Raw genomic sequence first — 22,297 nt, 5'->3', positions numbered from 1 at the left:
CGACCCTAGCCGTCGCCGCGCCGAAAGAAGCGGCTTTTCGAATCCCCGCTCAGGGCTCAAACGGATTGCCTGCGAATTGGGCGCCGTTCGCTCTTGCGATCAAGCATGACGAGGGGCGTGACAGCCCGCTTTCGCGTCGCTACACCCGGGTCGGGGCGAGACAGGAAGGATTTGCTTGGGACGAACCGTCTTCGCCCTGGCCGCCGCCGGCGCCGCGCTGAATGCAGCTGCTTTCACGGGCGCCCGAGCCGACGAGCCGCGCGCCGCGATTGAAGGTGTGGAGGATCGAGCCCTCCGCGAAGCGATCGTCACCGCCGTGGGCCGGGCCGACACCCCGCCGGCCAGCCGATTCGAGGCTCGCCGCCGGGCGCGTGACGCTGGCGAGAACGCCATCTCCGTCCTGAGATCCGAGGGCTATTACGGTCACGATGTCGAGGCCGACCTGGCTGAAGGCGACCGTCTGGCGCCGCTTGTCCGCATCACGCCCGGCCAGCGCTTCACCTTTGCCGATCCCAAGATCACCTGGGTCGAGACCCCGCCGGCCGACGACGTGGCGACGGCGGCTGAAAAGGCCATGGGTCTTGGGGCCGGCGCGCCTGGCCGATCGGCTGACGTTCTTGGGGCGGAGGGGCGCATCCTCGCGACCATCCAGAAGCGCGGCTACGCTGACGCCCAGGCCCAGCCCCGCGAAGTGATCGTCGATCACGCCGACCATACGGTGCGGCCGGACTTCCGGATCGATGCGGGCGAGCTGGTCCTGCTGGGCGGCCTGGATCTGAGCAGCGAGGGGCGCACCAAGCTCTGGTGGATCCGGAACCTCGCGCCATGGAAGCCGGGCGACGTCTATGACCCCGAGGACGTGGCTGAGCTCGAACGCCGCCTGCGGGACACCGCCGTCTATGATTCCGTGACCGTCGCTCTGTCGCCGGCGGACGCCAAGACGGCGGATGGTCTGCGGCCGGTGGTGGTCAGCGTCGCCGACCGCGCGCGCCGCACCATTGAGCTGGGCGCTGGTTTCTCCACCACTGAAGGCGCGGGCCTGGACGGGCGCTGGACGCGTTACAACCGCTTTGGCCGGGGCGACACCCTGCGCATCACTGGCCGCCTGGCGGAGCTGGAGCAGCGGCTGGACGCCGAAGTCTCCTTGCCCCACTGGCGCAAGCCGCAACGCACCCTGAAGGTCGGCGGCGCCGTGTTCCATGAGGATACGGACGCTTACGAGGACACCGGCGTCGGCGTGCGCTCGGACATCACGCGGCGGTTCGGCCGCATCTCCTTCTTGACGGTCGGCGCCGCGGTGGACGCCAGCCAGATCGCCGACAAGACGGACGTGAACGGCTTCGTGGTGGGGCAGGAGCGCAACCTGCTGACCCTGACCACCCTGGCGGCCCTGAACTGGGACGCCTCGGATGATCCGCTCGACCCCAGGCGCGGCTGGCGGGTGGAGGTGCGTGGCGAGCCGACCTTCGTCACCGGCGATGACAGCATCACCTATCTGAAGACCCAGGCGCAGGTGACCGGCTATCTGCCGATCTCCAAGCAGGAGAAGACGGTTCTGGCCGGGCGGGCGAAGGCGGGCCTGATCGTCGGCGGCCGCATTCCGTCGGTGCCGGGTTCGCGGCGCTTCTTCGCGGGCGGCGGCGGTTCGATCCGCGGCTACGCCTTCCAGGGCGTTGGCCCGCGATTGTCGGACAACACGCCCCAGGGCGGTCTCTCCCTGCTGGAGGCGTCCTTCGAGGTCCGCCAGAAGATCACCGGTCCGTGGGGTGCGGTGGCGTTTATCGACGCCGGCGCCGTCGGGACCAATGAGTTTCCCAAGACGCGCGACTTCAGCGCCGGCGCCGGGGTGGGCATCCGTTACGACCTCGGCTTCGGGCCGATCCGCGCGGACATCGCCGTTCCGCTGGACAAGCGGGAGGGCGATCCCTCCTTCCAAGTTTACCTCAGCATCGGGCAGAGCTTTTGACCGACGCACCGCCCACACCGCCGTCCGAGGAAGTCGTCGCCGAGGTCGTGGAGGCCGCGAAGAAGGTCGGCCGCAGCCCGGCCTTCTGGGCGATGGTCGTCGCCGTCGTGGTCGTGGTCCTGGCCGCCACGGCCAGCCTTGTCGTGCGCTACGGTGTGGTCAGCGAACCCGGCCGCATGTTCATCGAGGCGCGCGCCAACGGCCTGAAGCTTGGCCGCGTCGGTCGCCTGAAGATCGAGGGACTTCAGGGGGATATCTGGAAAAGCTTCACGGTCCGCCGGCTCGCCATCGTCGATGACAAGGGGCCGTGGCTGGAGGCGCGCAATGTCGGCGTCGACTGGACCTATCCCGCCCTGTTCGTGCGGCGGTTCAAGGCCGAGCGGATCACGGCGGAGCAGGTCACGGTCATCCGTCGCCCGACCCTGAGCCCCAAGAGCGGCCAGCCCAGCAAGGGCCTGCCGGTGTCCTTCGACATCGACTCTCTCGCTTTCCGGTTGGAGACCCTGCCGGCCTTCAGTCAGACGCGGGGCCTCTATGACGTTTCGGGGGATCTTGAGATCGAGCGCGCGGGCGACCGCCGGGGCTCTATCCAGGCGCGCAGCCAGCTTCACCAGGGTGATTTCCTGAGGGCGCGTTTCGATCTCGGCGCCAAGGACACCCTTCTGGTGGACGCCCAGGCGAATGAATCCGCCGGCGGCGCCATCGCCGGGGCTCTGGGGCTGCCGGCGGATCGGGCCTTCTTCCTGGACGCCAAGGCCAGCGGCGCCATGCGCCAGGGCCGCTTCGACGTGGTCGCGCGGTCCGGGAACGAGACGCCGCTATCCGCCCAAGGCGCGTGGAATCCGCAGGGCGGCCGCGCCGAGGGGCGGGCGGTGCTGTCGTCTTCGCGTTTGCTGGGCCAGGTGGTCCGCATGTTCGGACCGACCGCTTCCTTCGCCATCGCCGGGCGCAAGGCCGCCGACGGTTTCTATGATCTGGACGGCCGGCTGGAGGCGGAGAACCTGCGCCTGTCGCTGAACGGCGGCGCGGATATCGGCAAGCGCATGACCGACCGCGACGGCGTCGAGGTCAATCTGGATGTCCAGGACATGTCGCGCATCACGCCAGCGCCGGAGCTGGGCCGCACGCGCTATGTCGGACGGCTGCGAGGCGACACCAAGGCCTGGTCGCTGGACGGCGACGCCGTGGCCGAGGGCGGTTCGCTGCTGGGCCTGACACTGGCGCGCATCGAGGGGCCGTTGTCCCTGGCGCGCGAGCGTGGCGAGTTCACGGTCGATGCCGATCTGAAGGGCTCCGGCGGTAGGGGAGCCGGTCTTATCCCGACGCTGATGGGGGCTCGTCCGACCGCCAAGTTCGAGGGCGCGCGTCTGGCCGACGGCCGCCTGTTGATTCGCCGCGTGCGGATCGACGGGGCGGGGATCAAGGTGGACGGCGAGGGGCAGCGCAGCCTGCTGGGCGGCCTGTCGTTCAAGGGCGACGCCGAGGTGACCAACCTTGCGGCTGCGCGCCCTAACGCCTCTGGCCGGGTGAACGCCAAGTGGTCGGCGTCGCAAGCCTCGGGCGGCAAGCCGTGGGTCTTCACCGTCGACGCAAAAGGCGCGGACTTCGCCGCCGGCTTTGGCGAGCTCGACCGCCTGCTGGGAGCCGATCCGCGTTTCACCATGAAGGGCAGCTACTCCGGCGGCCGCGTGGCCGTGGGTGAATCCAAGCTGACCGGCGTGGCGGCCAACGCCTCGGCCGGCGGTCTGATCGGCCCAGCGGGCGCGCTGCAGCTCAAGCTCGATTGGGGGGCGAACGGTCCCTTCCGCGTCGGGCCGTTGGAGCTTGCCGGCAAGGCCAAGGGCGCCGGGGCCATCACCGGCAGCCTGTCGCAGCCCAAGGCGGACCTGACGGCGGACTTCGAGAGCATCGACCTTCCCCGTCTGAAGCTGACTGAGGCACGGGTGGTCCTGACCTTCGCCCGCGGCGCCAACGACACTGACGGCGCGATAGCGATCACGGCGAACAGCGAGTATGGGCCCGCGCGAGCGAAGTCGAACTTCAGCTTCGCGCCAGGAGGCATGGAGTTCAGTGGTCTCGACGCCGACGCGGCCGGGGTGAAGGCCCAGGGCGCCTTGTCTCTTCGCAGCGGCATGCCAGCCTCTGCGGACCTGACCGTCGCGATTGGTCCCGGGGCTCTGCTCCAGGAAGGGACGATCAGCGGCACGGCCCTCGTCACGGACAGCGCCGGTGGGGCGCGGGCCAAGCTCAACCTCAAGGCTGACAACGCCGTGCCCAAGGGTTCGGACGTATGGCTGCGTCGTGCCGAGATTCAGGCGGACGGACCGCTGGAGCGGCTGCCCTTCACCGTTGTGGCCAATGGCGACGCGCGGCCAGGCCGCTGGACCATCAACGGCTCCGGCGTTTTCTCGGAGATTCAGGACGGCTACGGCCTGGCGTTCGACGGCGGCGGCCGCTTGGGGCGGGGCGAGGTCCGAACCTTGGAGACCGCGCAGTTCCGCTTCGGCGGACCGCGCCAGACGGCGCGTCTGCGCCTGTCCGTGGGCGGCGGCCGCGCCGATGTCGACGGGACCTTGTCCGACGCCGGCGCGGAGCTGAAGGCGGTGCTGACCTCCGTCAGCCTCGGCACGCTCAACGAAGATCTGGCCGGAGAGGTGGACGCGCGCGTCTTCCTGCAGGGGCAGGGCGACAATCTCAGCGGCGATGTGGACGCCAATCTGCGCGGCGCCCGCCAGCGCGGGGCGCCAGCGCGCGTCGGCATAGACGGCCAGGTGAAGGCCAACCTGCGCGGGGACCAACTCGTGGTTCAGGCCGCCGCCGCGAACCAGCAAGGTCTGCGTTCGAACGCCGAACTGGTCCTGCCCGTGGACGCTTCGGCCAAGCCGCTGCGTCTGGCGGTGAACCGTCAAAAGCCCGTGCGTGGCAACTTCGCCGCCCAGGGCGAGATCAAGTCCCTGTGGGATCTGCTGATCGGCGGAGAGCGGACCGTGGCCGGCAAGGTGGATGTGAAGGGCACGTTGGGCGGGACCCTGGCTGATCCGCGCCTGGTGGGCGACGCGGCCATGACCGGCGGCGCCTTCGACGACGGCCCCACCGGGCTGAAGCTGCAGAACGTGACCTTGAGGGCCAATCTGGCCGACAACGCCATCGACGTCAGCGAGGCCTCGGCGGCGGACGGACGCGGGGGCTCCATCTCGGGCGGCGGACGCCTCGACCTGCGGCGCGATGCGGCGTCCAGCTTCCGCCTGGCGTTGAAGCGCTTCCGCCTGATCGACAATGACTTGGCCACCGCCACCGCCAGCGGCGAGGCGACGGTGGAGCGCGGCGCGGACGGCAAGGTGCGCCTGGCGGGCGCCCTGACCATTGATGAGGGTGAGATCTCCGCCGACACGGTGACCCCGCCCAGCGTGCCGACGATCGAGGTGGTGGAACGCAACAAGCCGCGCGCCGACAGCCGTGATCTGCAGGTGCGGCGCAGCGCGCCGGGCTTCGCGCTCGACGTGACCTTGAAGGCGCCGAGGCGTGTGTTCGTGCGTGGCCGTGGTCTCGACGTGGAGCTGTCTCTGGACGCTCACATCGGCGGCTTCAGCAACCGGCCGGACCTGACGGGGACGGCGCGCGTGGTGCGCGGCGACTACGACTTCGCCGGCAAGCGGTTCGAGTTCGACACGCGCGGGGTTGTCTATCTGGCCAACTCGCCCGAGCGCATCCGGCTCGACCTGTCGGCGACGCGCGAGGATCCGACCCTGACGGCGGTGGTCCGCATCCTGGGCACGGCCGCAAAGCCGGAGATCACACTGACGTCCACGCCCGAGCTGCCGAACGATGAGGTGCTGTCGCAGGTTCTGTTCGGCGCCTCGGCTTCGCAGCTGTCGCCGTTGGAAGCCGCTCAGTTGGCTTCGGCCCTGGCGGCCCTTTCTGGCGGGGGCGGCTTCGACGTCATCGGCGGCTTGCGCAATCTGGCGGGTCTGGACCGGCTGTCCTTCGCCGGGGACGCGGCGGGCATGACCGTGGCGGGCGGCAAGTACATCACCGACGACGTCTATCTGGAGCTGATCGGCGGCGGCCGCGACGGTCCGGCGGCGCAGGTGGAATGGCGGGTCCGCCGGGCGCTGGCGCTGGTCTCGCGTCTCAGCAGCCAAGGCGACAACAGGCTCTCGGTCCGCTGGCGCAAGGACTACTGATTTCGCACAGCGGCTGCGCGCTGGCGCGGGGTCGACCGCCCGTTCGGGGCAGGCTAGGGTTCACGAGTCGGCGACGTTTCGTCTTGCGCCATTCCGGGCGTCGCCTTGTGCAACACGCGTCGACCTGGTCCGCGGCAATGGCGTTGCAAGGTTCCGCATGCGTTTGTCGTCCGACGAACAGCGCGTTCTGGATTCCATCGCCGACCGAGGCCGCGAGATCGTCGGCCGCGCGGTGGAGTGGTGCGCCATCAATTCCGGCAGTCGGCATCTGAGCGGACTGGAGCGGCAGAGGGCGTTGTTGATGGACGCCTTCTCGGCTCTGCCCACCGCTCCCGTGGACATACCCTTGGCCGCGTCGTCGGATGTCGGCGCTGACGGCGGATTGCGCCAACAGGGTCATCCCGCCGCCATCGCCGTGATCGTGCGGCCGGAGGCGCCGGTGCAGGTGATCCTCACCGGCCACTACGACACCGTCTATCCGGAAGGCTCGCCGTTCCAGACGGTCGCCACGCGACCGGACGGCGCCCTGCATGGCCCCGGCATCGCCGACATGAAGGGCGGCATCAGCGTCATGCTGGCCGCGCTTGAGGCCTTGGAGGCCCATCCCGCCGCCCCCAACCTGGGTTACCGCGTCCTGCTGTCGCCGGATGAAGAGATCGGCTCACTGGCTTCGGCTCCCGTCCTAGCCGAGTTCGCGGCGCTCGGGCACGTGGGCATGACCTATGAGCCGGCCATGTCCGATGGCGCTCTGGCGGGAGCACGGAAGGGCTCGGGCAATTTCCACGTGGTCATCCATGGGCGCGCCGCCCATGCCGGGCGTGACTTCGCCCTGGGCCGCAACGCCATCACCGCCGCGGCCCGCATCGCCGGGGCGCTGGACGCCCTGAACGGCGAGCGTGACGGCGTGACGGTCAATGTCGCCAAGATCGACGGCGGTTCGCCCCTGAACATGGTGCCGGACGTGGCGGTGGTCCGCTTCAACGTCCGCTTCCCCGACGCCGAGGCCGGCGCCTGGGCGGAGGCCGCCATCGGCGAGGCTTTGAAGGCCGGAGAGGGTGATGGCCTGCATGTTCACCTGCACGGCGGTTTCACGCGTCCGGCCAAGCCAATGAACGGCGCGCAGTCGCGCTTGTTCGAGGCCGTGCGCGAGACCGGCGCCCTGCTGGGCCAGGAGATCGCCTGGAAGCCGTCCGGCGGAGTGTGCGAGGGCAACAACCTGTTCGCCTCGGGCCTGCCCAATGTGGACACGCTCGGGGTGCGAGGCGGCGACATCCACAGCGAGAACGAATTCGCCTGGCCCGACAGCTTCGTGGAGCGCGCGCAGCTTTCGGCCCTGATCCTGATGAAGCTCGCCCAAGGCGAGATCGACGGCCCCGCCATCCGCGCGGCCATGCGCGACGGAGTTTGACGGATGCTGGTGGTGCGGCCTGCCGGGCCTTCCGACTACGAGTCCCTGATGGAGCTGGCCGTGCTGTCCGGGCGCGGCTTCACCAGCCTGCCTGAGGACGAACCGACCCTGCGTGAGCGCCTGGACCTGTCCAAGGCCAGCTTCGACGGCGGCGTAGCCCCGGTGGAGGCCTGGTACACCCTGATGCTGGAGGAGACCGACACCGGCCAGGTGGAAGGGGTTGCGGGGGTGAAGGCGGCGGTGGGCCTGAAGCGGCCGTTCTTCTCCTTCCGGGTCGTGACCCTGGCCCAATCGTCGCCGACGCTGGAGATGCGTTTCGACCACAAGGCCCTGGTGCTGGTGAACGAGTGCGCCGGCTGGTCGGAGGTCGGCTCCTTGTTCCTGCGCCCGGAGCGGCGGAAGGGCGGGGCGGGGCGGCTGCTGGCGCAATCGCGCTACATGCTGATCGGCGCCGAGCCGCAGAAGTTCGCCGAGATGGTTCTGGCCGAACTGCGCGGCTGGTTCGACGAGGATGGGGCGTGTCCGTTCTGGGACCACGTGTCGGCGCGGTTCTTCCGCCTGCCGTTTGATCAGGCCGACCTGATGAGCGCCTCCACCAACGGGCAGTTCATCCTCGACCTCTCGCCGAGGCATCCGATCTATACCGAGCTGCTGCCCCGGGCCGCGTGCGAAGCCGTGGGCCGCGTCCATCGGGAGGGCGAGGCGGCCAGGGCCATGCTGGAGCGTGAGGGCTTCCGCTACCAGGGGCTGGTCGATCTGTTCGACGCCGGGCCGACGGTCTCCGCCCCGCGCGATGACATCCGCACGGTGCGCGAGGCCAGGGTGCTCAAGGCCGCCGCGGGTGACGACGATTTCGGCGAAGAGGCGCTGATCTCCACAAGCCGCATCGACGGCTTCCGCGCGGTGCGCGCGCCGGTGCTGATCGACGGCGGCCGGGCCGTTCTGTCGCGAGAGGCTATGGACGCCCTGGGCGTGCGGCAAGGCGACAATGTGCGGGTGAAGGCATGACCACGTTCCAGTCCATTGATCCGGCGACCGGGGCGGTCGTCTGGGAAGGCGCCGCAGCTTCACCGGCGGAGGTCGCCGCCGCCGTCGCCAAGGCGCGCAAGGCGTTCCAGCCCTGGGCGGACCTGCCGCGCGCCGAGCGCATCGCCGCCCTGCGCCGCTACAAGGCCGCGCTCGAAGCCCGCAAGGACGCTTTCGCCGAGGCCCTGTCGCGGGAGACGGGCAAGGCCCTGTGGGAGACCAAAGCCGAACTGGGCTCCATGCTCGCCAAGGTCGACATCTCCATCACCGCCTATGACGAGCGGACGGGGGAGCGCGAGAACGCCATGCCCTTCGGCCGCGCGGTGCTGCGTCACCGGCCGCATGGGGTGATGGCGGTGCTGGGCCCGTTCAACTTCCCCGGCCACCTGCCCAACGGCCACATCGTGCCGGCCCTGCTGGCCGGGGACACGGTGGTGTTCAAGCCGTCGGAGGAGACGCCGCTGGCCGGGCAACTGCTGGTCGAGGCGCTGCACGCCGCCGACATGCCCGAGGGCGTGGTCAATCTGGTCCAGGGCGGGCGCGAGACGGGCCAGACCCTGATCGAGCAGGAGATCGACGGCCTGCTGTTCACCGGCTCCGCTAAAGCTGGCGCGCATTTCCGCCGGGTGTTCGCCGACCGGCCGGACGTGATCCTGGCCCTGGAGCTGGGCGGCAACAATCCGCTGGTCGTATGGGACGCGGCGAATGCTGAGGCTGTCGCCGGCCATGTCATCCAGTCCGCCTTCGTCACCACGGGGCAGCGCTGCTCCTGCACCCGCCGCCTGATCGTGCCGCAAGGCGCGGCGGGGGACGCGGTGGTGGAGGCTGTTCTGGCCCTGACCGAGCGCCTGCGCATCGGCGCCTGGGACGATGCGGACGAGCCGTTCATGGGGCCGCTGATCTCCGCCCGCGCCGCTGACGCCGCTCGGGCCGCCGCCAGCCGCATGGGCGGCGAGGTCATTCGGGCCACCGGAAAGCTGGAGGCGCGAAGCGACGCCTTCATTGCGCCCAGCATCGTCGATGTGACGGGCGTCGAGATCGCGGACGAGGAGATCTTCGCGCCGATCCTGCAGGTCCGCCGTGTGGCGACCTTCGATGAAGCTCTGCATCACGCCAACGACACGCGTTATGGCCTCTCCGCCGGGCTGATCAGCGACGATCCGGCCCGCTGGGAGCATTTCCAGAAGCGCATCCGCGCTGGCGTCGCCAATTGGAACCGCCCGACCACCGGGGCGGCCGGGGCCGCGCCTTTCGGCGGCCTTGGCGCATCCGGCAATCACCGCCCCAGCGCCTACTACGCCGCCGACTACTGCGCCTATCCGGTGGCCAGTTTCGAGGCGGTTCAGGTCGCCGACGTGGTTGGGGAGATCAAGGGTCTGCGGCCCTAGCCGCCGCGCAGCTTCGCCGTCGCTTCCGGGAAGCGGCGGGAGAGAGGAGCTTCCACCGCGCCCATCTCGATGGTGTAGTCGCCAGAGCCGTCAGGGCGCAGGCCGGTGACGCGCGCCGGGTTCACCAGCCATGAGCGGTGTGTGCGGACGAAGCCGAGCTTCTCCTCCAGCGCGGCGAGCGAACTGCGCATCAGGGGGCGACGCCCGTCCGCCAGGATGAACTCGGCATAGTTGCCGGCGGCGGTGACCGCGAGAATGTCGCGGGTCTCCACGCGCAGCAGCCGCGAGCCGTCGAGAATGTCGAAAGTCGTGGTCGATGTCGCAGCAACTGACGGCCGGCGCAGAAGCATCACGCCCCAGAACACCGCGCTCAGGATGGCGTAGCCGATGATGTCCTTGCGGAATTCGTAGATGAACCGCGTCAAAGGGCCGAATTCGTAGTCACGGCCGAGTGCGGCGTAGATCGCCTCGCGCATGGCGACGAACATGGTCACGTGCGGGATCGAGTAGGCCAGAAGCCCGACCGCGTGGACCGCGAGCAGTTGCGGCCAGGTCCGGCCGCGCATCGTCGACCAGCGCACGGCGGCCCAGGGCGCCAGGGTGGCGATCATGTTGCTGACCGCGCTGGTGTATTCCCAGATCGCCGGCCAGATCAGGTCGATCTTGTGGTCGTCCACGGTGGAGAGGACGTTGACCGTGGTGGTGGTCCAGATGATCGCCGCAGCGATCAGCCAACCCATCAGCAGGTTGCGTTTGTCGTCGCCGGTCAGCCCCCAGAAGCCGCCGCTTGTCCCGCAGACGGGTGTTTCCTCACGCCGATCACGCCGCGCAGACGGCCGCTCGTCCCTCGGCGGTTTCGCCCGAGAGGGGATCGCGGCTTGTTCAGCCGACTGCTGCTCAGACCCGGACACTTGAGATGACGACCCCGACCCCACGCCAAGAAGACCTTCGGCGCCGCGCGGACCTCGACTGGATCCGGGTGTGCGCCTTCTTCCTGCTGATTCTGTATCACGTCGGGATGTTCTACGTGCCTTGGGATTGGCACGTGAAGACCCCGCATCCGGTTGAGGCGCTCGAGCCTGTCATGATGCTGACCAACCCTTGGCGGCTGACCCTGCTTTTCCTGGTCTCAGGGGCCGCCACGCGGTTCATGGCCGACAAGCTGACGCCTGGGGTCTTCACCGCCAGGCGGGTCCTGCGTCTGGCGCCGCCGTTGGTCTTCGCCATGTTCGTGATCGTGCCGCCGCAATCCTATTACGAGATCGTGGAGCAGGTTCCGCAGGCGGTGGAGCCCTATGGATCGTTCTGGCTGAAGTACGCCACGGCGTCGGGAAATTGGTGCGACGCCGACGGGTGCCTGATCACGCCGACCTGGAACCACATGTGGTTCGCGGCCTACCTGCTGGTCTACACCCTGGTGCTGGGCGTCCTGCTGCCGCTGAGCGGCGGCACGCTGCGTCCGTTGGGCGACAAGCTGGACGGGATGCTCAAGGGGCCGTGGCTGCTGGTCCTGCCGATCGTGTTCCTGGCCCTGATCCGCGTTTGGCTGCTGCCGATGTTCGAGATCACCCACGCGCTGGTCGATGATTGGTACAATCATGCCCTGTCGTTCAGCGCCTTCCTGTTCGGCTTCCTGACCGCGAAGTCCATCCGCATCCGAGACGGATTCATCCGCTGGCGCTGGGTCGCTCTGGTGCTGGCTGTCGTCAGCTGGGCGGTTTTCGCCAGCTATGCCTGGGTCTACCGCGCTGACGGCGCCACGCCGCCGGAGGCTCTGCGGACGGTGATGCGCTTCGTCTACGCCACGGACCAGTGGTGCTTCATCACCGCGATCCTGGGCTTCGGCGCGCTGCAGCTGACCAAGGGCGGGCCTGTGCTGCGCTACCTGACCCTCGCGGTGTTTCCGTTCTACATCATCCACCAGACCCTGATCGTGGTCGTGGCGCATAACCTGGCCAAGCTGGGTCTGCCGCAGGGCCTGGAGGGCGCGATCCTGATCGCGGCGACCTTCGCCGGTTGTTTTGCGACCTACGAGATCGTGCGGCGGGTTCCAGTTCTGGACGTGCTGTTCGGCTTGCGGCCCGAGCCGCGCAGGAAGGCCGAGCCGGCCGCGGCGCTCAGTGGCTGATGCGCGGGCGCAGCCTGTACATGCCGTGGTCGAAGCTTTCGAAGATCTCGGAAGCCTGCGGGTGGGTCACCGGCTCACCCGTTTCGTCCGCCAGCAGGTTCTGCTCGGAAACATAGGCCACGTAGGAGTTCTGATCGTTCTCGGCCAGCAGATGATAGAACGGCTGGTCCTTGGACGGGCGCACCTCGGGCGGGATGGCCAGCCACCACTCCTCGGTGTTGGCGAATTCGGGATCGACGTCGAAGATCACGCCCCGGAAAGGGAAGATCCGGTGCTTGACCACTTGTCCGATCGCGAATTTGGCGAGGCGCGTGTTCATAATCCCTGTAGTCAACCACGTTTCACCTGACTGAAACCTGAACGTAGGCGCGCTGTCATGCTTCGCAAGCACAGCGCCGCTTTCTGTCGCGGCGATGCATGGTAAGGTCGGTGTTGAAACGAGGCGTCGGCACTGGCGCCTGCAAGACAGGTATTGCTCCATGTCGGAGGCGCCGCGCGCGCCCGGCGAGTCGCGTTCGAGAGGACCGTCTCATCGCCGGAGGCCGCCGGGGGAGACGCCGGCCTATGCCGCGCTCGACCTTGGCACGAACAATTGCCGCCTTCTGGTGGCCACGCCCACGTCAGGCGGATTCCGCGTGGTCGAAGCCTATTCCCGCATCGTGCGTCTGGGCGAAGGTCTGGTGGCCAGCGGCCGCCTGTCGGACGCCGCCATGGAGCGGTCGATGGCGGCGCTCAAGGTCTGCGCCGAGAAGATCCGCCGCCGCCGCACCGTCCGCGTGCGCGCCATCGCCACCCAGGCCTGCCGCATGGCCGACAACGGCCAAGCCTTCGTCGACCGCGTGGCGGAAGAGACGGGCCTGCGTCTGCAGATCATCACGCCGCGCGAGGAAGCCCAGCTTTCGGTCGCTGGCTGCCTGAACCTTCTGGACCGCAGCGCAGAGGCCGCTCTGGTGGTGGACGTGGGCGGCGGCTCAACCGAGCTGTCCTGGGTCGATCTGAAGGGGGAGGGGCTGGACACCCACCCGCGCCAGTTCGCCGCCTGGAAGCTGCCCATCAAGGCCTGGGTCTCCATTCCCATCGGGGTCGTGACCCTGGCCGAGAAGTTTCCGGAGGAGGGGCCGCGCGACGTTTGGTTCCGATCCATGGTCGATGCGGTGAAGGAGCGGATCGCGGACTTCCCCCACGCTGAGGCTCTGCGCCCGGTGTTCGAAGCGGGGCGCGCCCAGTTGGTGGGCACCTCCGGCGCGATCACCAGCCTGGCGGGCCTGCACCTCGATCTGCCGCGTTACGACCGCAACCGGGTCGACGGCCTCTGGATGACTCGCAGCGAGTGTGAGGCCGCGGCGAACCGCCTGCTGGCCTTGACCACCGCCGAACGTGCGCAACAGCCCTGCATCGGGCCGGACCGGGCCGATCTGGTTCTGGCTGGCGCCGCGATCCTTCAGGCCGTGCAGGAGCTATGGCCCTGCGACAGCGTCCGGGTCGCCGACCGTGGCCTGCGCGAAGGCATCCTCATGTCCCTCATGTCCGACCAGCAACCCCGCAAGCCGCGCCGTCGGCGTCGCCGGGGCGGCGCTGGCCGCGCCTCAACAGCCCAGGCCGCAGAATGACCGAAGAACCGCCCCGCCGCCGCATGGTGAAGCTGCCGACCGGCGGCGCTGAAGGCGGCCGCGGCAAGCCCGCCCGCCTGAAGACCGCCATGGGCCGCACCTCGTCCCAGCAGGCCTGGCTCGAGCGCCAGATCAACGACCCGTTCGCCGCCAAGGCGCGGGCGCTGGGCTATCGCAGCCGCGCGGCCTTCAAGATCAGCGAGATCGACGACCGCTTCCACTTCTTCCGCAAGGGCGCGAAGGTCCTCGACCTGGGCTGCGCTCCCGGCGGATGGCTGCAGATCGCGCAGCAGCGCGGGGTGGACAAGATTGTCGGCGTCGACCTGCTCGACGTCGATCCGCTGCCGCCGGCCCAGATCCTGAAGATGGATTTCACCGACCCGGAGTGCCCCGATCTGCTGATCAAGCTGCTCGGCGGGCAGCCGGACGTGGTGCTGTCGGACATGGCGCCCAACACGGTCGGGCACCGGGAGACCGACCACCTGCGGATCGTGGCTCTGATCGAACTGGCGGCGGATTTCGCGGTGAAGGTCCTGAAGCCCGGCGGCGCCTTTGTCGCCAAGGCGTTTCAGGGCGGCGAGACCGCCGAGGTGATCGGCCAGCTGAAGCACCGCTTCGCTAAGGTCCAGAACATCAAGCCCAAGGCGAGCCGCAGCGACAGCTCGGAGGTCTTCCTCGTGGCGACGGGGTTCAAGGGGTAGATGCGTGCTTCGACTGGTCGCTGCGCTCCCGCTCAGCATGACGATGTTGTTGCACTGAGGTCGTCATCCTGAGCTGCCCGCGCAGCGGGCAAGTCGAAGGACGCAATCACTTCGCAGAAGCCTTCACCTCGGCCGCATCCTTCAGCACCCAAGCGAAGCGGTCGTTGAGCGCCGTCAGGGCGACGCGCTTGACCTCCGCCGCCGTCACGACGCCGCCCAGAGGGTCGGGCAGGGCGCGGTCTGCGGTGGCGCTGGCCACGACGTAGTTCTGATAGCCGAGGTCGAAGCCCGCCCGCGTGGTGGCGTCCACGCACATATGGGCCATGAAGCCGGTGACGATCAGCTGATCCTTGCCGGCCGCCTTCAGCGCCTTCTGCAGCGCGGTGGCGTGGAATGAGTTGGGAAGGGCCTTGTCGATCACCAGTTCATCCGTCGTCGGCGTGAGCTGTGCGATGATCTCCGCGCCATGACCGCCGGCGGCGAAGATCGGCGAGGTCGGGCCCGCGATCTGACGGATGTGGATCACCAGCGCGCCGTTCTCGTGCGCCCAGGCGCGCAGGGCCTGAATTTGAACGACGGCCGGATCGAAACCCTCGAGCGGCAGCTTGCCGTCCACATACTCGTTCTGCGCGTCGATGATCAGCAGGGCGGCACGCTTTGGGTCGATGGCGGGGCGCTCGCCGGGGCGCAGGTCCCTCAACGTCGCAGGGCGGCCGTCGGGCATGAGCACGGGGCCGGCGGCCTGGGCCGCGGCGAAGCTGAGGGAGGCGGCGAGGATCGCGGCGGTGAAGCCGCCGAACTGACTGAGCAGGGACATGGGGTGGTTCTCCAAATGCCCGATCATCATGCCCGCTGGCGTGATGTGTGAAAATTCGATATGTGTGCGCAATGTCTGATCGAAAACGCACAGATATGGATTGGGAGGATGTTCGCGTCTTCCTGGCCGTGGCCGAAGCCGGCAGCCTGTCCGGCGCCGCCCGGGCGCTGGGCGTCAATCACGCCACCATCGCGCGGCGACTGACCCGGTTCGATCAGGACCTCGGCGCCCCGGGCCTGCTGGAGAAGCGGCCGGAGGGGTATGTCCTGACCTCCGCCGGTCAGGCCGTGCTGGAGGAGGCGAGGGCCATGGAGGCCGCCGCCCTGGCCATCGGTCGTCGGGCGGAGGCGGGGGAGGCTATCACCGGTCTGGTCCGCGTCAGCACCCTGGCCAGTTTCGCAGAGCATATGCTCGCCGCGCCCTTGGCGCGTCTGACCGCGAGCCACCCGGCGCTGGAGATCGAGTTGGTCGGCGAGGATCGCAACATCAGCATCGCTCGCGGCGATGCAGACCTGGCCCTGCGCTTCGGTCGTCCCACTCGCGGCGAGAGCGTCACGCGCCGTGTCGGCACGGTCGACTACGGGCTCTATGCGGCGCCCGACTACCTGGACCGCACAGCCGAAGCCGAGTGGCGGTTCATCGGCTACAGTGAGGAGTTGGAGCTGGTCGCCCCCGGCGCACGGCGGGTGGCCGAGCTGGCGGCGGGGCGCGGCGTCAGCCTGCGGCTCAGCACCATGGGCGCCCAGCGTGAAGCCGCGGCGGCCGGCGGCGGCGTCGCCCTGTTGCCGCGCTATCTGGCGGGTGAAGACGCTCGTCTTAGGCTGGCCGTCGCCGAGGGGCTGGCGTGGAGCCAGCCAGTCTGGCTGCTGATGCGTCGGGATGTGGCGCGGGTCGGGCGGGTGCGCCTGGTCGCCGACGCCGTCATCGCTGCTCTTGAGCAAGAATCGCGCCGACTGACCTTCTGAGGCCTTCCGTTCGTCGGGCCGTTCCGTTATACGCGGCCCGCAAAATGGAGAATCCGATGGAGATTCGCGAAGGGCTCACCTTCGACGACGTTTTGCTCGAACCCGGCCCGTCCGACGTCATGCCTACCCAGGTGACGACAGAGACCCGGTTCACGCGTGAAATCAGTCTGAACATCCCGCTCGTGTCCGCCGCCATGGACACGGTCACTGAAAGCCGCCTCGCCATCGCCATGGCGCAGGCCGGCGGTCTGGGCATCCTGCACCGCAATCTCAGCAATGAGGAGCAGGCCGACCACGTCCGCGAGGTGAAGCGGTACGAGAGCGGCATGGTCATCAATCCGCTGACCATCCACCCTGACACGACCCTGGCCGAGGTCCGCGAGATCACGGCCCGCCGCAAAATCTCGGGCTTCCCGGTGGTGGAGCGCGGCAGCGGCAAGCTGGTCGGCATCCTGACCAACCGCGACATGCGTTTCGAGGGTGATCCCAGCGTTCCCGCCTCGGCGCTCATGACCCGTGAGAACCTGATCACGGTGGGCGAAGGCGTCGATCATCGCGAGGCGCGGGAGCTTCTGCGCAAGCACAAGATCGAGCGCCTGATCGTGGTCGACGAGGCGTATCACGCCGTCGGCCTGATCACGGTGAAGGACATCGAGAAGGCTCAGGCGCATCCGCTGGCCGCCAAGGACGACAAGGGTCGCCTGCTCGTCGGCGCCGCCTCGACCGTCGGCGACGCGGGTTTCGAGCGTTCGATGGGTCTGGTGGACGCCGGAGTCGACGTCGTCGTCATCGACACCGCCCACGGCCACTCAAGCCAGGTCGCCGCGGCGGTGTCGCGCCTGAAGCGTGAAGCCAACCGCGTGCAGATCGTGGCCGGCAACATCGCCACCTACGACGCCGCCCGCGCCCTGATCGACGCCGGCGCCGACGCGGTGAAGGTCGGCATCGGTCCGGGCTCTATCTGCACCACGCGCATCGTCGCGGGTGTCGGCGTTCCCCAGCTGACCGCGATCATGGAAGCCGTCCGTGCGGGCCGCGAGGCCGGCGTGCCGGTCATCGCCGACGGCGGCATCAAGTACTCGGGCGACCTGGCCAAGGCCATCGCCGCGGGCGCCTCGACCGCCATGATGGGCTCGATGTTCGCTGGCACCGAAGAGTCTCCGGGCGAGGTGTTCCTGTACCAGGGCCGCTCGTACAAGAGCTACCGCGGCATGGGCTCGGTGGGCGCCATGGCCCGGGGTTCAGCCGACCGCTATTTCCAGAAGGAAGTGACGGACAGCTTCAAGCTCGTGCCGGAAGGCATCGAGGGCCAGACCCCGTTCAAGGGCCCGATCGCGCCGGTGCTTCACCAGCTCGTCGGCGGCCTCCGCGCCGCCATGGGTTATGTGGGCGCGCCGACGGTCGAGGAATTCCAGAACCGCGCGCGCTTCGTTCGGATCACCAATGCCGGCCTGCGTGAAAGCCACGTCCATGACGTGATGATCACGCGCGAAGCGCCGAACTATCCGAGCGCGGTCTAAGCCATGGAGCCGGTCCTTGAACTGAAGATGCTGGGGGCGGCGGTGATCGTCGGCCTCGTCCACCTGTTCTGGGGATCGGCCGCGGCCCAGCCGCAGATCGGCCTGAAGTGGAATGTCGGCCCGCGCGATGAACCGCGGCCGCTGACCGGAATGGCGGGGCGCCTGCAACGCGCCTTCGCCAACTTCCGCGAAACCTTCGCCTTCTTTGTCGCCCTGCTCCTGGCGGTGGTGCTGTCGGGCAAGACCGGCGGCCTCAGCGCTGTCGGGACGATGGTTTATGTGGCGGCGCGGGCGGTGTATATCCCGCTCTATGCCTTCGGCGTCCCGGTGGTGCGAAGCATCGTCTGGCTGATTTCGATGGTCGGCCTGCTGATGCTTCTTGCGGCTCTGTTCGTCTGAATGCGCGACAGTGGAAGAATAGGGGCGGCGATCGAGGTTCTGGAAGAGATCGAGGCGCGCCATCGGCCCGTGAAGCTGGCCCTGAAGGGCTGGGGCGAGCGTTCGCGCTTCGCCGGCTCCAAGGACCGCGCCTTCGTCTCCGGCCTCGTGCTCGACGCCCTGCGTCGCAAGCGCTCGCTCGGCTGGATGATGGGCGACGACGGCGCCCGCGCCGTGATCCTGGCGACGCTGCGCTTCTCCTGGTCATGGCCGTTGAACCGCATCGCCGAGGCCTGCGCCGAGGAGCCCTACGGTCCTGGCGCCTTGACCGAGGCCGAAAGCACCGCGCTTGAAACGCCAAAATCCCTCGACGACGCCCCGGCGCCGATCAAGGGCGACTATCCCGATTGGCTGGAGGCCAGCCTGGCCCGTGTTTTCGGCGAGGACAGGGGGGACGAAGCCGCCGCCCTGGCCGCCCGCGCGCCGGTGGACCTGCGGGTCAATACGTTGAAGACCGACCCGGCCCGCGCGCTCAAGGCGCTGCAGCCGCTGGGCGCCGAAGCTGTCGAGTTGCTGGAGACGGCCCTGCGCATTCCCGCGCCGGACCCGAGCGAGCGAACCGGCTCGGTTGAGACCATTCCCGCCTTCTCCAAGGGCTGGTTCGAGGTGCAGGACCTCGGCTCCCAGATCGCCGCCGCCTGCGCGGGCGAGGTGAAGGGCAAGCAGGTCCTGGATTTCTGCGCCGGCGGCGGGGGCAAGACCCTGGCTCTGGCCGCGGCCATGGGCTCGACCGGTCAGATCTACGCTCACGACAGCGACGCCCGCCGGCTGGCCGACACCATCCGCCGCGGTCAGCGCGCCGGGGTGCGCAACCTGCAGATCCGCTCGCCGGTCGAGGCGGATCCGCTGAAGGGCCTGGACGGCAAGATGGACGTGGTCTTCGTGGACGCGCCCTGCACCGGTTCGGGCACCTGGCGTCGCCATCCCGACACCAAATGGCGTCTGACGCCGGAGGCGCTGGAGCGCCGCCAGGGCGAACAGGACACGGTGCTGGACCAGGCCGCCCCCTTCGTGAAGACCGGCGGCAAGCTGGTCTATGTCACCTGCTCGGTCCTGGCCGAGGAGGACGAGGATCGCGTCGAGGCCTTCCTGGCCCGCAATCCCGCCTTCCGTCTGACCACGCCTCCGGCGCCCGCCGACCAATTCGCATCGCCGCAAGGCTATGTGCGCCTCACGCCCCGCTCCGCCGGCACCGACGGCTTCTTCGCCGCCGTGCTGGAGAAGACCGCCTAGATAAGGAACCCGCAGCATGACTACCGAGACGAACCACCAGCGGGTCCTGATCGTCGACTTCGGCAGCCAGGTGACCCAACTCATCGCCCGCCGGGTCCGCGAGGCTGGCGTCTATTGCGAGATCCACCCCTTCGACAAGGTCGAGGCGCTGGTCGACGACTATAAACCGTCGGCGATCATCCTGTCGGGTGGTCCGGCCAGCGTGCTGGAGGCCGACAGCCCCCGCATCGGCCGCAAGCTGTTCGACCTGGGCCTGCCGATGCTGTGCGTCTGCTATGGCGAGCAACTGCTGTGCGACGTGCTGGGCGGCAAGGTCGAAGGCGGTCACGCGGGTGAGTTCGGCCGCGCCGAACTGACCATCGGCAAGACCAGCCCGCTGTTCGCCGGCCTGGCCGGGATTGGCGAGCTTGAGACCGTTTGGATGAGCCACGGCGACCGGGTCACCCAGATTCCGGAAGGCTTTGAGGTGATCGCCACCTCGACGGGCGCGCCCTTCGCCGCCATCGCCGACGACGCCCGCAAGATCTACGGCGTGCAGTTCCACCCGGAGGTGGTCCACACCGTCAACGGCGCGAAGATCTATCGCAACTTCCTCTACAACATCGCCGGTCTTAAGGGCGACTGGACCATGGCGGCCTTCCGCCAGGAGATGGTTCAGAAAATCCGCGACCAGGTGGGCGGCGGCAAGGTGATCTGCGGTTTGTCCGGCGGCGTCGACAGCTCGGTCGCGGCCGTCCTGATCCACGAGGCCATCGGCTCTCAGCTCACCTGCGTCTATGTGGACACCGGCCTGATGCGGAAGGGCGAGAGCGAGCAGGTCGTCGGCCTGTTCCGCGACCATTACAACATCCCGCTGATCCACGTGGACGCTGGGGACATGTTCCTGGGCGAACTGGCCGGCGTCTCGGATCCCGAGACCAAGCGCAAGACCATCGGCAAGCTGTTCATCGACGTCTTCGACCGTGAAGCCGCCAAGATCGAAGGCGCCGAGTTCCTGGCCCAGGGCACGCTCTATCCGGACGTGGTCGAAAGCGTCTCGGCGCGCGGCGGCCCTTCGGCGGTGATCAAGAGTCACCACAACGTCGGCGGCCTGCCGGACTTCATGAAGCTGAAGCTGGTCGAGCCCCTGCGCGAGCTGTTCAAGGACGAGGTCCGCGCCCTGGGCGTCGAGCTTGGCCTGCACCCCGACTTCGTCGGCCGTCACCCGTTTCCCGGACCGGGTCTTGCGATCCGCATCCCCGGCGAGATCACGCCGGAGAAGGTGGCCGTTCTGCAAGACGCCGACGCCATCTATCTGGAGGAGATCCGCAAGGCGGGCCTCTACGACAAGATCTGGCAGGCCTTCGCCGTGCTGCTGCCGGTGAAGACCGTCGGCGTCATGGGCGACGCCCGCACCTACGAGAACGTCCTGGCCCTGCGCGCGGTGACCTCCACCGACGGCATGACCGCCGACTTCTTCGAATTCCCCTGGGACGTCCTCGGCAAGATCGCCACCCGGATCATCAACGAGGTCCGCGGCGTGAACCGCGTCGTCTACGACGTCACCTCGAAGCCCCCCGGCACGATCGAGTGGGAATAATTCGGCTTCGGTAGACGGCGCGTCAGAGAACTGCGGTATGAGTTTCTCATGCCGTTGATCCGCACCGAATGCTTCATCCCCGCCAGCCCGACCGCCGTGTGGGCGGTGCTGGCGGACTTTGATCGCTATTCCGAATGGAACCCGCTGAATGTCGAGGCGCGGGGCGAGGCTCGCCTTGGCGCGCGGATGTTCACGCGCTTCCGCAACCTTGCCGGTGATCCGGACAAGACGGTGGGCCAGACCGTCCGCATCGTCGCCTGCGAGCCTGGGCGGGAGTTGGCTTGGGCCGGGAATGTGCCTCTGCTGTTCAAGGGCCGTCACGGCTTCCTGCTGACGCCGGAGGGGCAGGGGACGCGCGTGGTGCAGACCGAAGCGCTGTCCGGCCTGCTGCCGATGCTGTGGAGCGAAGCGCGGATCGAGCGTGATTTCGTTCCGGCCTATGCCGAGGTGGATCGCGCCTTGGCCGCGCGGGTGGCGGCGTCGGTATAAAGACTGAACCGGGCATGGCGCCGCGCATGCGGGGCGCCTAACTGTGGCTCCCACAGTGGAGCCTCCCATGTCCGATCTCTCCTCGTTTCCGATCACCCAGCGCTGGCCGGCTCAGCATCCCGAGCGCCTGCAGCTCTATTCCTGGCCGACGCCCAACGGCGTGAAGGTCTCGATCGCGCTGGAGGAGTTGGGCCTGCCGTACGAGCCGCATGCGGTGAACATCGGCAAGAACGAGACCTGGGGCCCGGAATTCCTGTCCCTGAACCCCAACGGCAAGATTCCGGCGATCATTGATCCCGACGGTCCGGACGGAAAGCCGCTGGCCCTGTTCGAATCCGGTGCGATCCTGGTCTACCTGGCCGAGAAGACCGCCAAGCTGATCCCCGCCGATCCGGCGGGACGATACGAGACCCTGCAGTGGGTCTTCTTCCAGATGGCGGCCATCGGCCCGATGTTCGGGCAGTTGGGCTTCTTCCACAAGTTCGCCGGCCGCGAGTACGAGGACAAGCGTCCGCTGCAACGCTACGTGGCCGAGTCCAAGCGCCTGCTGGGCGTTCTGGAGACGCGCCTGGAAGGCCGCCAGTGGATCATGGGCGACCAGTTCACCATCGCCGACATCTCCATGCTGGGTTGGGTGCGCAACCTGGTCGGCTTCTACGAGGCTGGCGAACTGGTGGAGTTCGCCAGCTTCAAGAACGTCGCCGCCTGGCTTGAGCGCGGCCTGGCTCGCCCGGCTGTTCAGCGGGGCCTGACCATCCCGTCCGCCGGCTAGGTGTCGTTTCCAAGAAGGTTGTTCACCCGTTGCCAGGGTGTGAGGCCGGCGATGCCTGAGTGTGGTCGTTTGA

The 22,297-nt window shown here is 68.5% G+C and carries 18 protein-coding genes; 15 read left to right on the top strand and 3 right to left on the bottom strand.

Going from position 1 to position 22,297, the window contains the following annotated elements; genetic code table 11:
- Positions 1-175 precede the first annotated feature (175 nt).
- The 5 genes from P7B02_RS15055 to astD all read left to right on the top strand — a co-directional run bounded on the left by P7B02_RS15055 (position 176) and on the right by astD (position 9,972).
- Positions 176-1,966 carry an autotransporter assembly complex protein TamA gene (locus P7B02_RS15055; RefSeq protein WP_347276656.1) on the top strand — a complete coding sequence of 597 codons (1,791 nt, stop codon included), beginning with the start codon at positions 176-178 and terminating at the stop codon, positions 1,964-1,966.
- Positions 1,963-6,150 (top strand): translocation/assembly module TamB domain-containing protein, encoded by a 4,188-nt coding sequence (locus tag P7B02_RS15050; protein WP_277787173.1) that lies wholly within the window; start codon positions 1,963-1,965, stop codon positions 6,148-6,150. Before P7B02_RS15055 ends, P7B02_RS15050 begins: the two co-directional genes overlap by 4 nt.
- 157 nt (positions 6,151-6,307) lie before the next feature.
- Positions 6,308-7,558, top strand: coding sequence for a hydrolase (locus tag P7B02_RS15045; protein ID WP_277787172.1), 1,251 nt, complete (start codon positions 6,308-6,310; stop codon positions 7,556-7,558).
- Positions 7,559-7,561: 3 nt separating this feature from the next.
- The gene (locus P7B02_RS15040; RefSeq protein WP_277787171.1) at positions 7,562-8,566 is read left to right on the top strand and encodes an arginine N-succinyltransferase; all 1,005 of its coding nucleotides are present in this window, start codon (positions 7,562-7,564) and stop codon (positions 8,564-8,566) included.
- Positions 8,563-9,972, top strand: coding sequence for a succinylglutamate-semialdehyde dehydrogenase (gene astD, locus P7B02_RS15035; RefSeq protein ID WP_277787170.1), 1,410 nt, complete (start codon positions 8,563-8,565; stop codon positions 9,970-9,972). The genes P7B02_RS15040 and astD overlap by 4 nt, the downstream gene beginning before the upstream one ends.
- On the opposite strand, the gene P7B02_RS15030 is transcribed toward astD, so the two are convergent.
- The gene (locus P7B02_RS15030) at positions 9,969-10,712 is read right to left on the bottom strand and encodes a LytTR family DNA-binding domain-containing protein (protein ID WP_277787169.1); all 744 of its coding nucleotides are present in this window, start codon (positions 10,710-10,712) and stop codon (positions 9,969-9,971) included. The genes astD and P7B02_RS15030 overlap by 4 nt on opposite strands.
- Positions 10,713-10,888: 176 nt before the next feature.
- Between P7B02_RS15030 and P7B02_RS15025 the strand changes: the two genes are divergently transcribed.
- On the top strand, positions 10,889-12,100 hold the full coding sequence (locus P7B02_RS15025) for an acyltransferase family protein (protein WP_277787168.1): 1,212 nt from the start codon (positions 10,889-10,891) through the stop codon (positions 12,098-12,100).
- On the opposite strand, the gene hspQ is transcribed toward P7B02_RS15025, so the two are convergent.
- Positions 12,090-12,419, bottom strand: coding sequence for a heat shock protein HspQ (hspQ, locus tag P7B02_RS15020; RefSeq protein ID WP_277787167.1), 330 nt, complete (start codon positions 12,417-12,419; stop codon positions 12,090-12,092). The two genes, P7B02_RS15025 and hspQ, sit on opposite strands and share 11 nt — an antisense overlap.
- A gap of 160 nt (positions 12,420-12,579) precedes the next feature.
- On the opposite strand from hspQ, the gene P7B02_RS15015 reads away from it, so the two are divergent.
- Positions 12,580-13,710 (top strand): Ppx/GppA phosphatase family protein, encoded by a 1,131-nt coding sequence (locus P7B02_RS15015; RefSeq protein ID WP_277787166.1) that lies wholly within the window; start codon positions 12,580-12,582, stop codon positions 13,708-13,710.
- A complete protein-coding gene (locus P7B02_RS15010) occupies positions 13,707-14,411 on the top strand; it encodes an RlmE family RNA methyltransferase (protein ID WP_277787165.1) in 705 nt (234 codons plus the stop codon). The genes P7B02_RS15015 and P7B02_RS15010 overlap by 4 nt, the downstream gene beginning before the upstream one ends.
- A gap of 106 nt (positions 14,412-14,517) precedes the next feature.
- On the opposite strand, the gene P7B02_RS15005 is transcribed toward P7B02_RS15010, so the two are convergent.
- A complete protein-coding gene (locus tag P7B02_RS15005) occupies positions 14,518-15,228 on the bottom strand; it encodes a cysteine hydrolase family protein (protein WP_277787164.1) in 711 nt (236 codons plus the stop codon).
- Between the two features lie 95 nt (positions 15,229-15,323).
- On the opposite strand from P7B02_RS15005, the gene P7B02_RS15000 reads away from it, so the two are divergent.
- From P7B02_RS15000 to P7B02_RS14970, 7 genes are all read left to right on the top strand, one after another.
- On the top strand, positions 15,324-16,193 hold the full coding sequence (locus P7B02_RS15000) for a LysR family transcriptional regulator (protein ID WP_277787163.1): 870 nt from the start codon (positions 15,324-15,326) through the stop codon (positions 16,191-16,193).
- A gap of 56 nt (positions 16,194-16,249) precedes the next feature.
- Positions 16,250-17,713: an IMP dehydrogenase gene (gene guaB, locus P7B02_RS14995; protein ID WP_277787162.1), complete on the top strand. Its 1,464-nt coding sequence runs from the start codon at positions 16,250-16,252 to the stop codon at positions 17,711-17,713.
- A gap of 3 nt (positions 17,714-17,716) precedes the next feature.
- Positions 17,717-18,112 (top strand): MAPEG family protein, encoded by a 396-nt coding sequence (locus tag P7B02_RS14990; protein ID WP_277787161.1) that lies wholly within the window; start codon positions 17,717-17,719, stop codon positions 18,110-18,112.
- The gene (locus P7B02_RS14985; protein WP_277787160.1) at positions 18,113-19,384 is read left to right on the top strand and encodes an RsmB/NOP family class I SAM-dependent RNA methyltransferase; all 1,272 of its coding nucleotides are present in this window, start codon (positions 18,113-18,115) and stop codon (positions 19,382-19,384) included.
- A 16-nt stretch (positions 19,385-19,400) separates the two neighbouring features.
- Positions 19,401-20,963: a glutamine-hydrolyzing GMP synthase gene (gene guaA, locus P7B02_RS14980; RefSeq protein WP_277787159.1), complete on the top strand. Its 1,563-nt coding sequence runs from the start codon at positions 19,401-19,403 to the stop codon at positions 20,961-20,963.
- A gap of 48 nt (positions 20,964-21,011) precedes the next feature.
- A complete protein-coding gene (locus P7B02_RS14975) occupies positions 21,012-21,452 on the top strand; it encodes an SRPBCC domain-containing protein (protein WP_277787158.1) in 441 nt (146 codons plus the stop codon).
- 67 nt (positions 21,453-21,519) lie between these two features.
- Positions 21,520-22,224, top strand: coding sequence for a glutathione S-transferase family protein (locus P7B02_RS14970; RefSeq protein WP_277787157.1), 705 nt, complete (start codon positions 21,520-21,522; stop codon positions 22,222-22,224).
- The last annotated feature ends 73 nt before the right edge of the window (positions 22,225-22,297 follow it).

This window comes from Caulobacter segnis, from assembly GCF_029543125.1.
Classification (GTDB): domain Bacteria; phylum Pseudomonadota; class Alphaproteobacteria; order Caulobacterales; family Caulobacteraceae; genus Caulobacter; species Caulobacter segnis_D.
This window is presented reverse-complemented; position numbering and strand designations above follow the sequence as displayed.

Coding starts and splice junctions, on each gene's coding strand:
- P7B02_RS15045 (WP_277787172.1), top strand. CDS start 6,308: ATGCGTTTGTCGTCCGACGAACAGCGCGTTCTGGATTCCATCGCCGAC.
- P7B02_RS15040 (WP_277787171.1), top strand. CDS start 7,562: ATGCTGGTGGTGCGGCCTGCCGGGCCTTCCGACTACGAGTCCCTGATG.
- astD (WP_277787170.1), top strand. CDS start 8,563: ATGACCACGTTCCAGTCCATTGATCCGGCGACCGGGGCGGTCGTCTGG.
- P7B02_RS15030 (WP_277787169.1), bottom strand. CDS start 10,712: ATGGGTTGGCTGATCGCTGCGGCGATCATCTGGACCACCACCACGGTC.
- P7B02_RS15025 (WP_277787168.1), top strand. CDS start 10,889: ATGACGACCCCGACCCCACGCCAAGAAGACCTTCGGCGCCGCGCGGAC.
- hspQ (WP_277787167.1), bottom strand. CDS start 12,419: ATGAACACGCGCCTCGCCAAATTCGCGATCGGACAAGTGGTCAAGCAC.
- P7B02_RS15015 (WP_277787166.1), top strand. CDS start 12,580: ATGTCGGAGGCGCCGCGCGCGCCCGGCGAGTCGCGTTCGAGAGGACCG.
- P7B02_RS15010 (WP_277787165.1), top strand. CDS start 13,707: ATGACCGAAGAACCGCCCCGCCGCCGCATGGTGAAGCTGCCGACCGGC.
- P7B02_RS15005 (WP_277787164.1), bottom strand. CDS start 15,228: ATGTCCCTGCTCAGTCAGTTCGGCGGCTTCACCGCCGCGATCCTCGCC.
- P7B02_RS15000 (WP_277787163.1), top strand. CDS start 15,324: ATGGATTGGGAGGATGTTCGCGTCTTCCTGGCCGTGGCCGAAGCCGGC.
- guaB (WP_277787162.1), top strand. CDS start 16,250: ATGGAGATTCGCGAAGGGCTCACCTTCGACGACGTTTTGCTCGAACCC.
- P7B02_RS14990 (WP_277787161.1), top strand. CDS start 17,717: ATGGAGCCGGTCCTTGAACTGAAGATGCTGGGGGCGGCGGTGATCGTC.
- P7B02_RS14985 (WP_277787160.1), top strand. CDS start 18,113: ATGCGCGACAGTGGAAGAATAGGGGCGGCGATCGAGGTTCTGGAAGAG.
- guaA (WP_277787159.1), top strand. CDS start 19,401: ATGACTACCGAGACGAACCACCAGCGGGTCCTGATCGTCGACTTCGGC.
- P7B02_RS14975 (WP_277787158.1), top strand. CDS start 21,012: ATGCCGTTGATCCGCACCGAATGCTTCATCCCCGCCAGCCCGACCGCC.
- P7B02_RS14970 (WP_277787157.1), top strand. CDS start 21,520: ATGTCCGATCTCTCCTCGTTTCCGATCACCCAGCGCTGGCCGGCTCAG.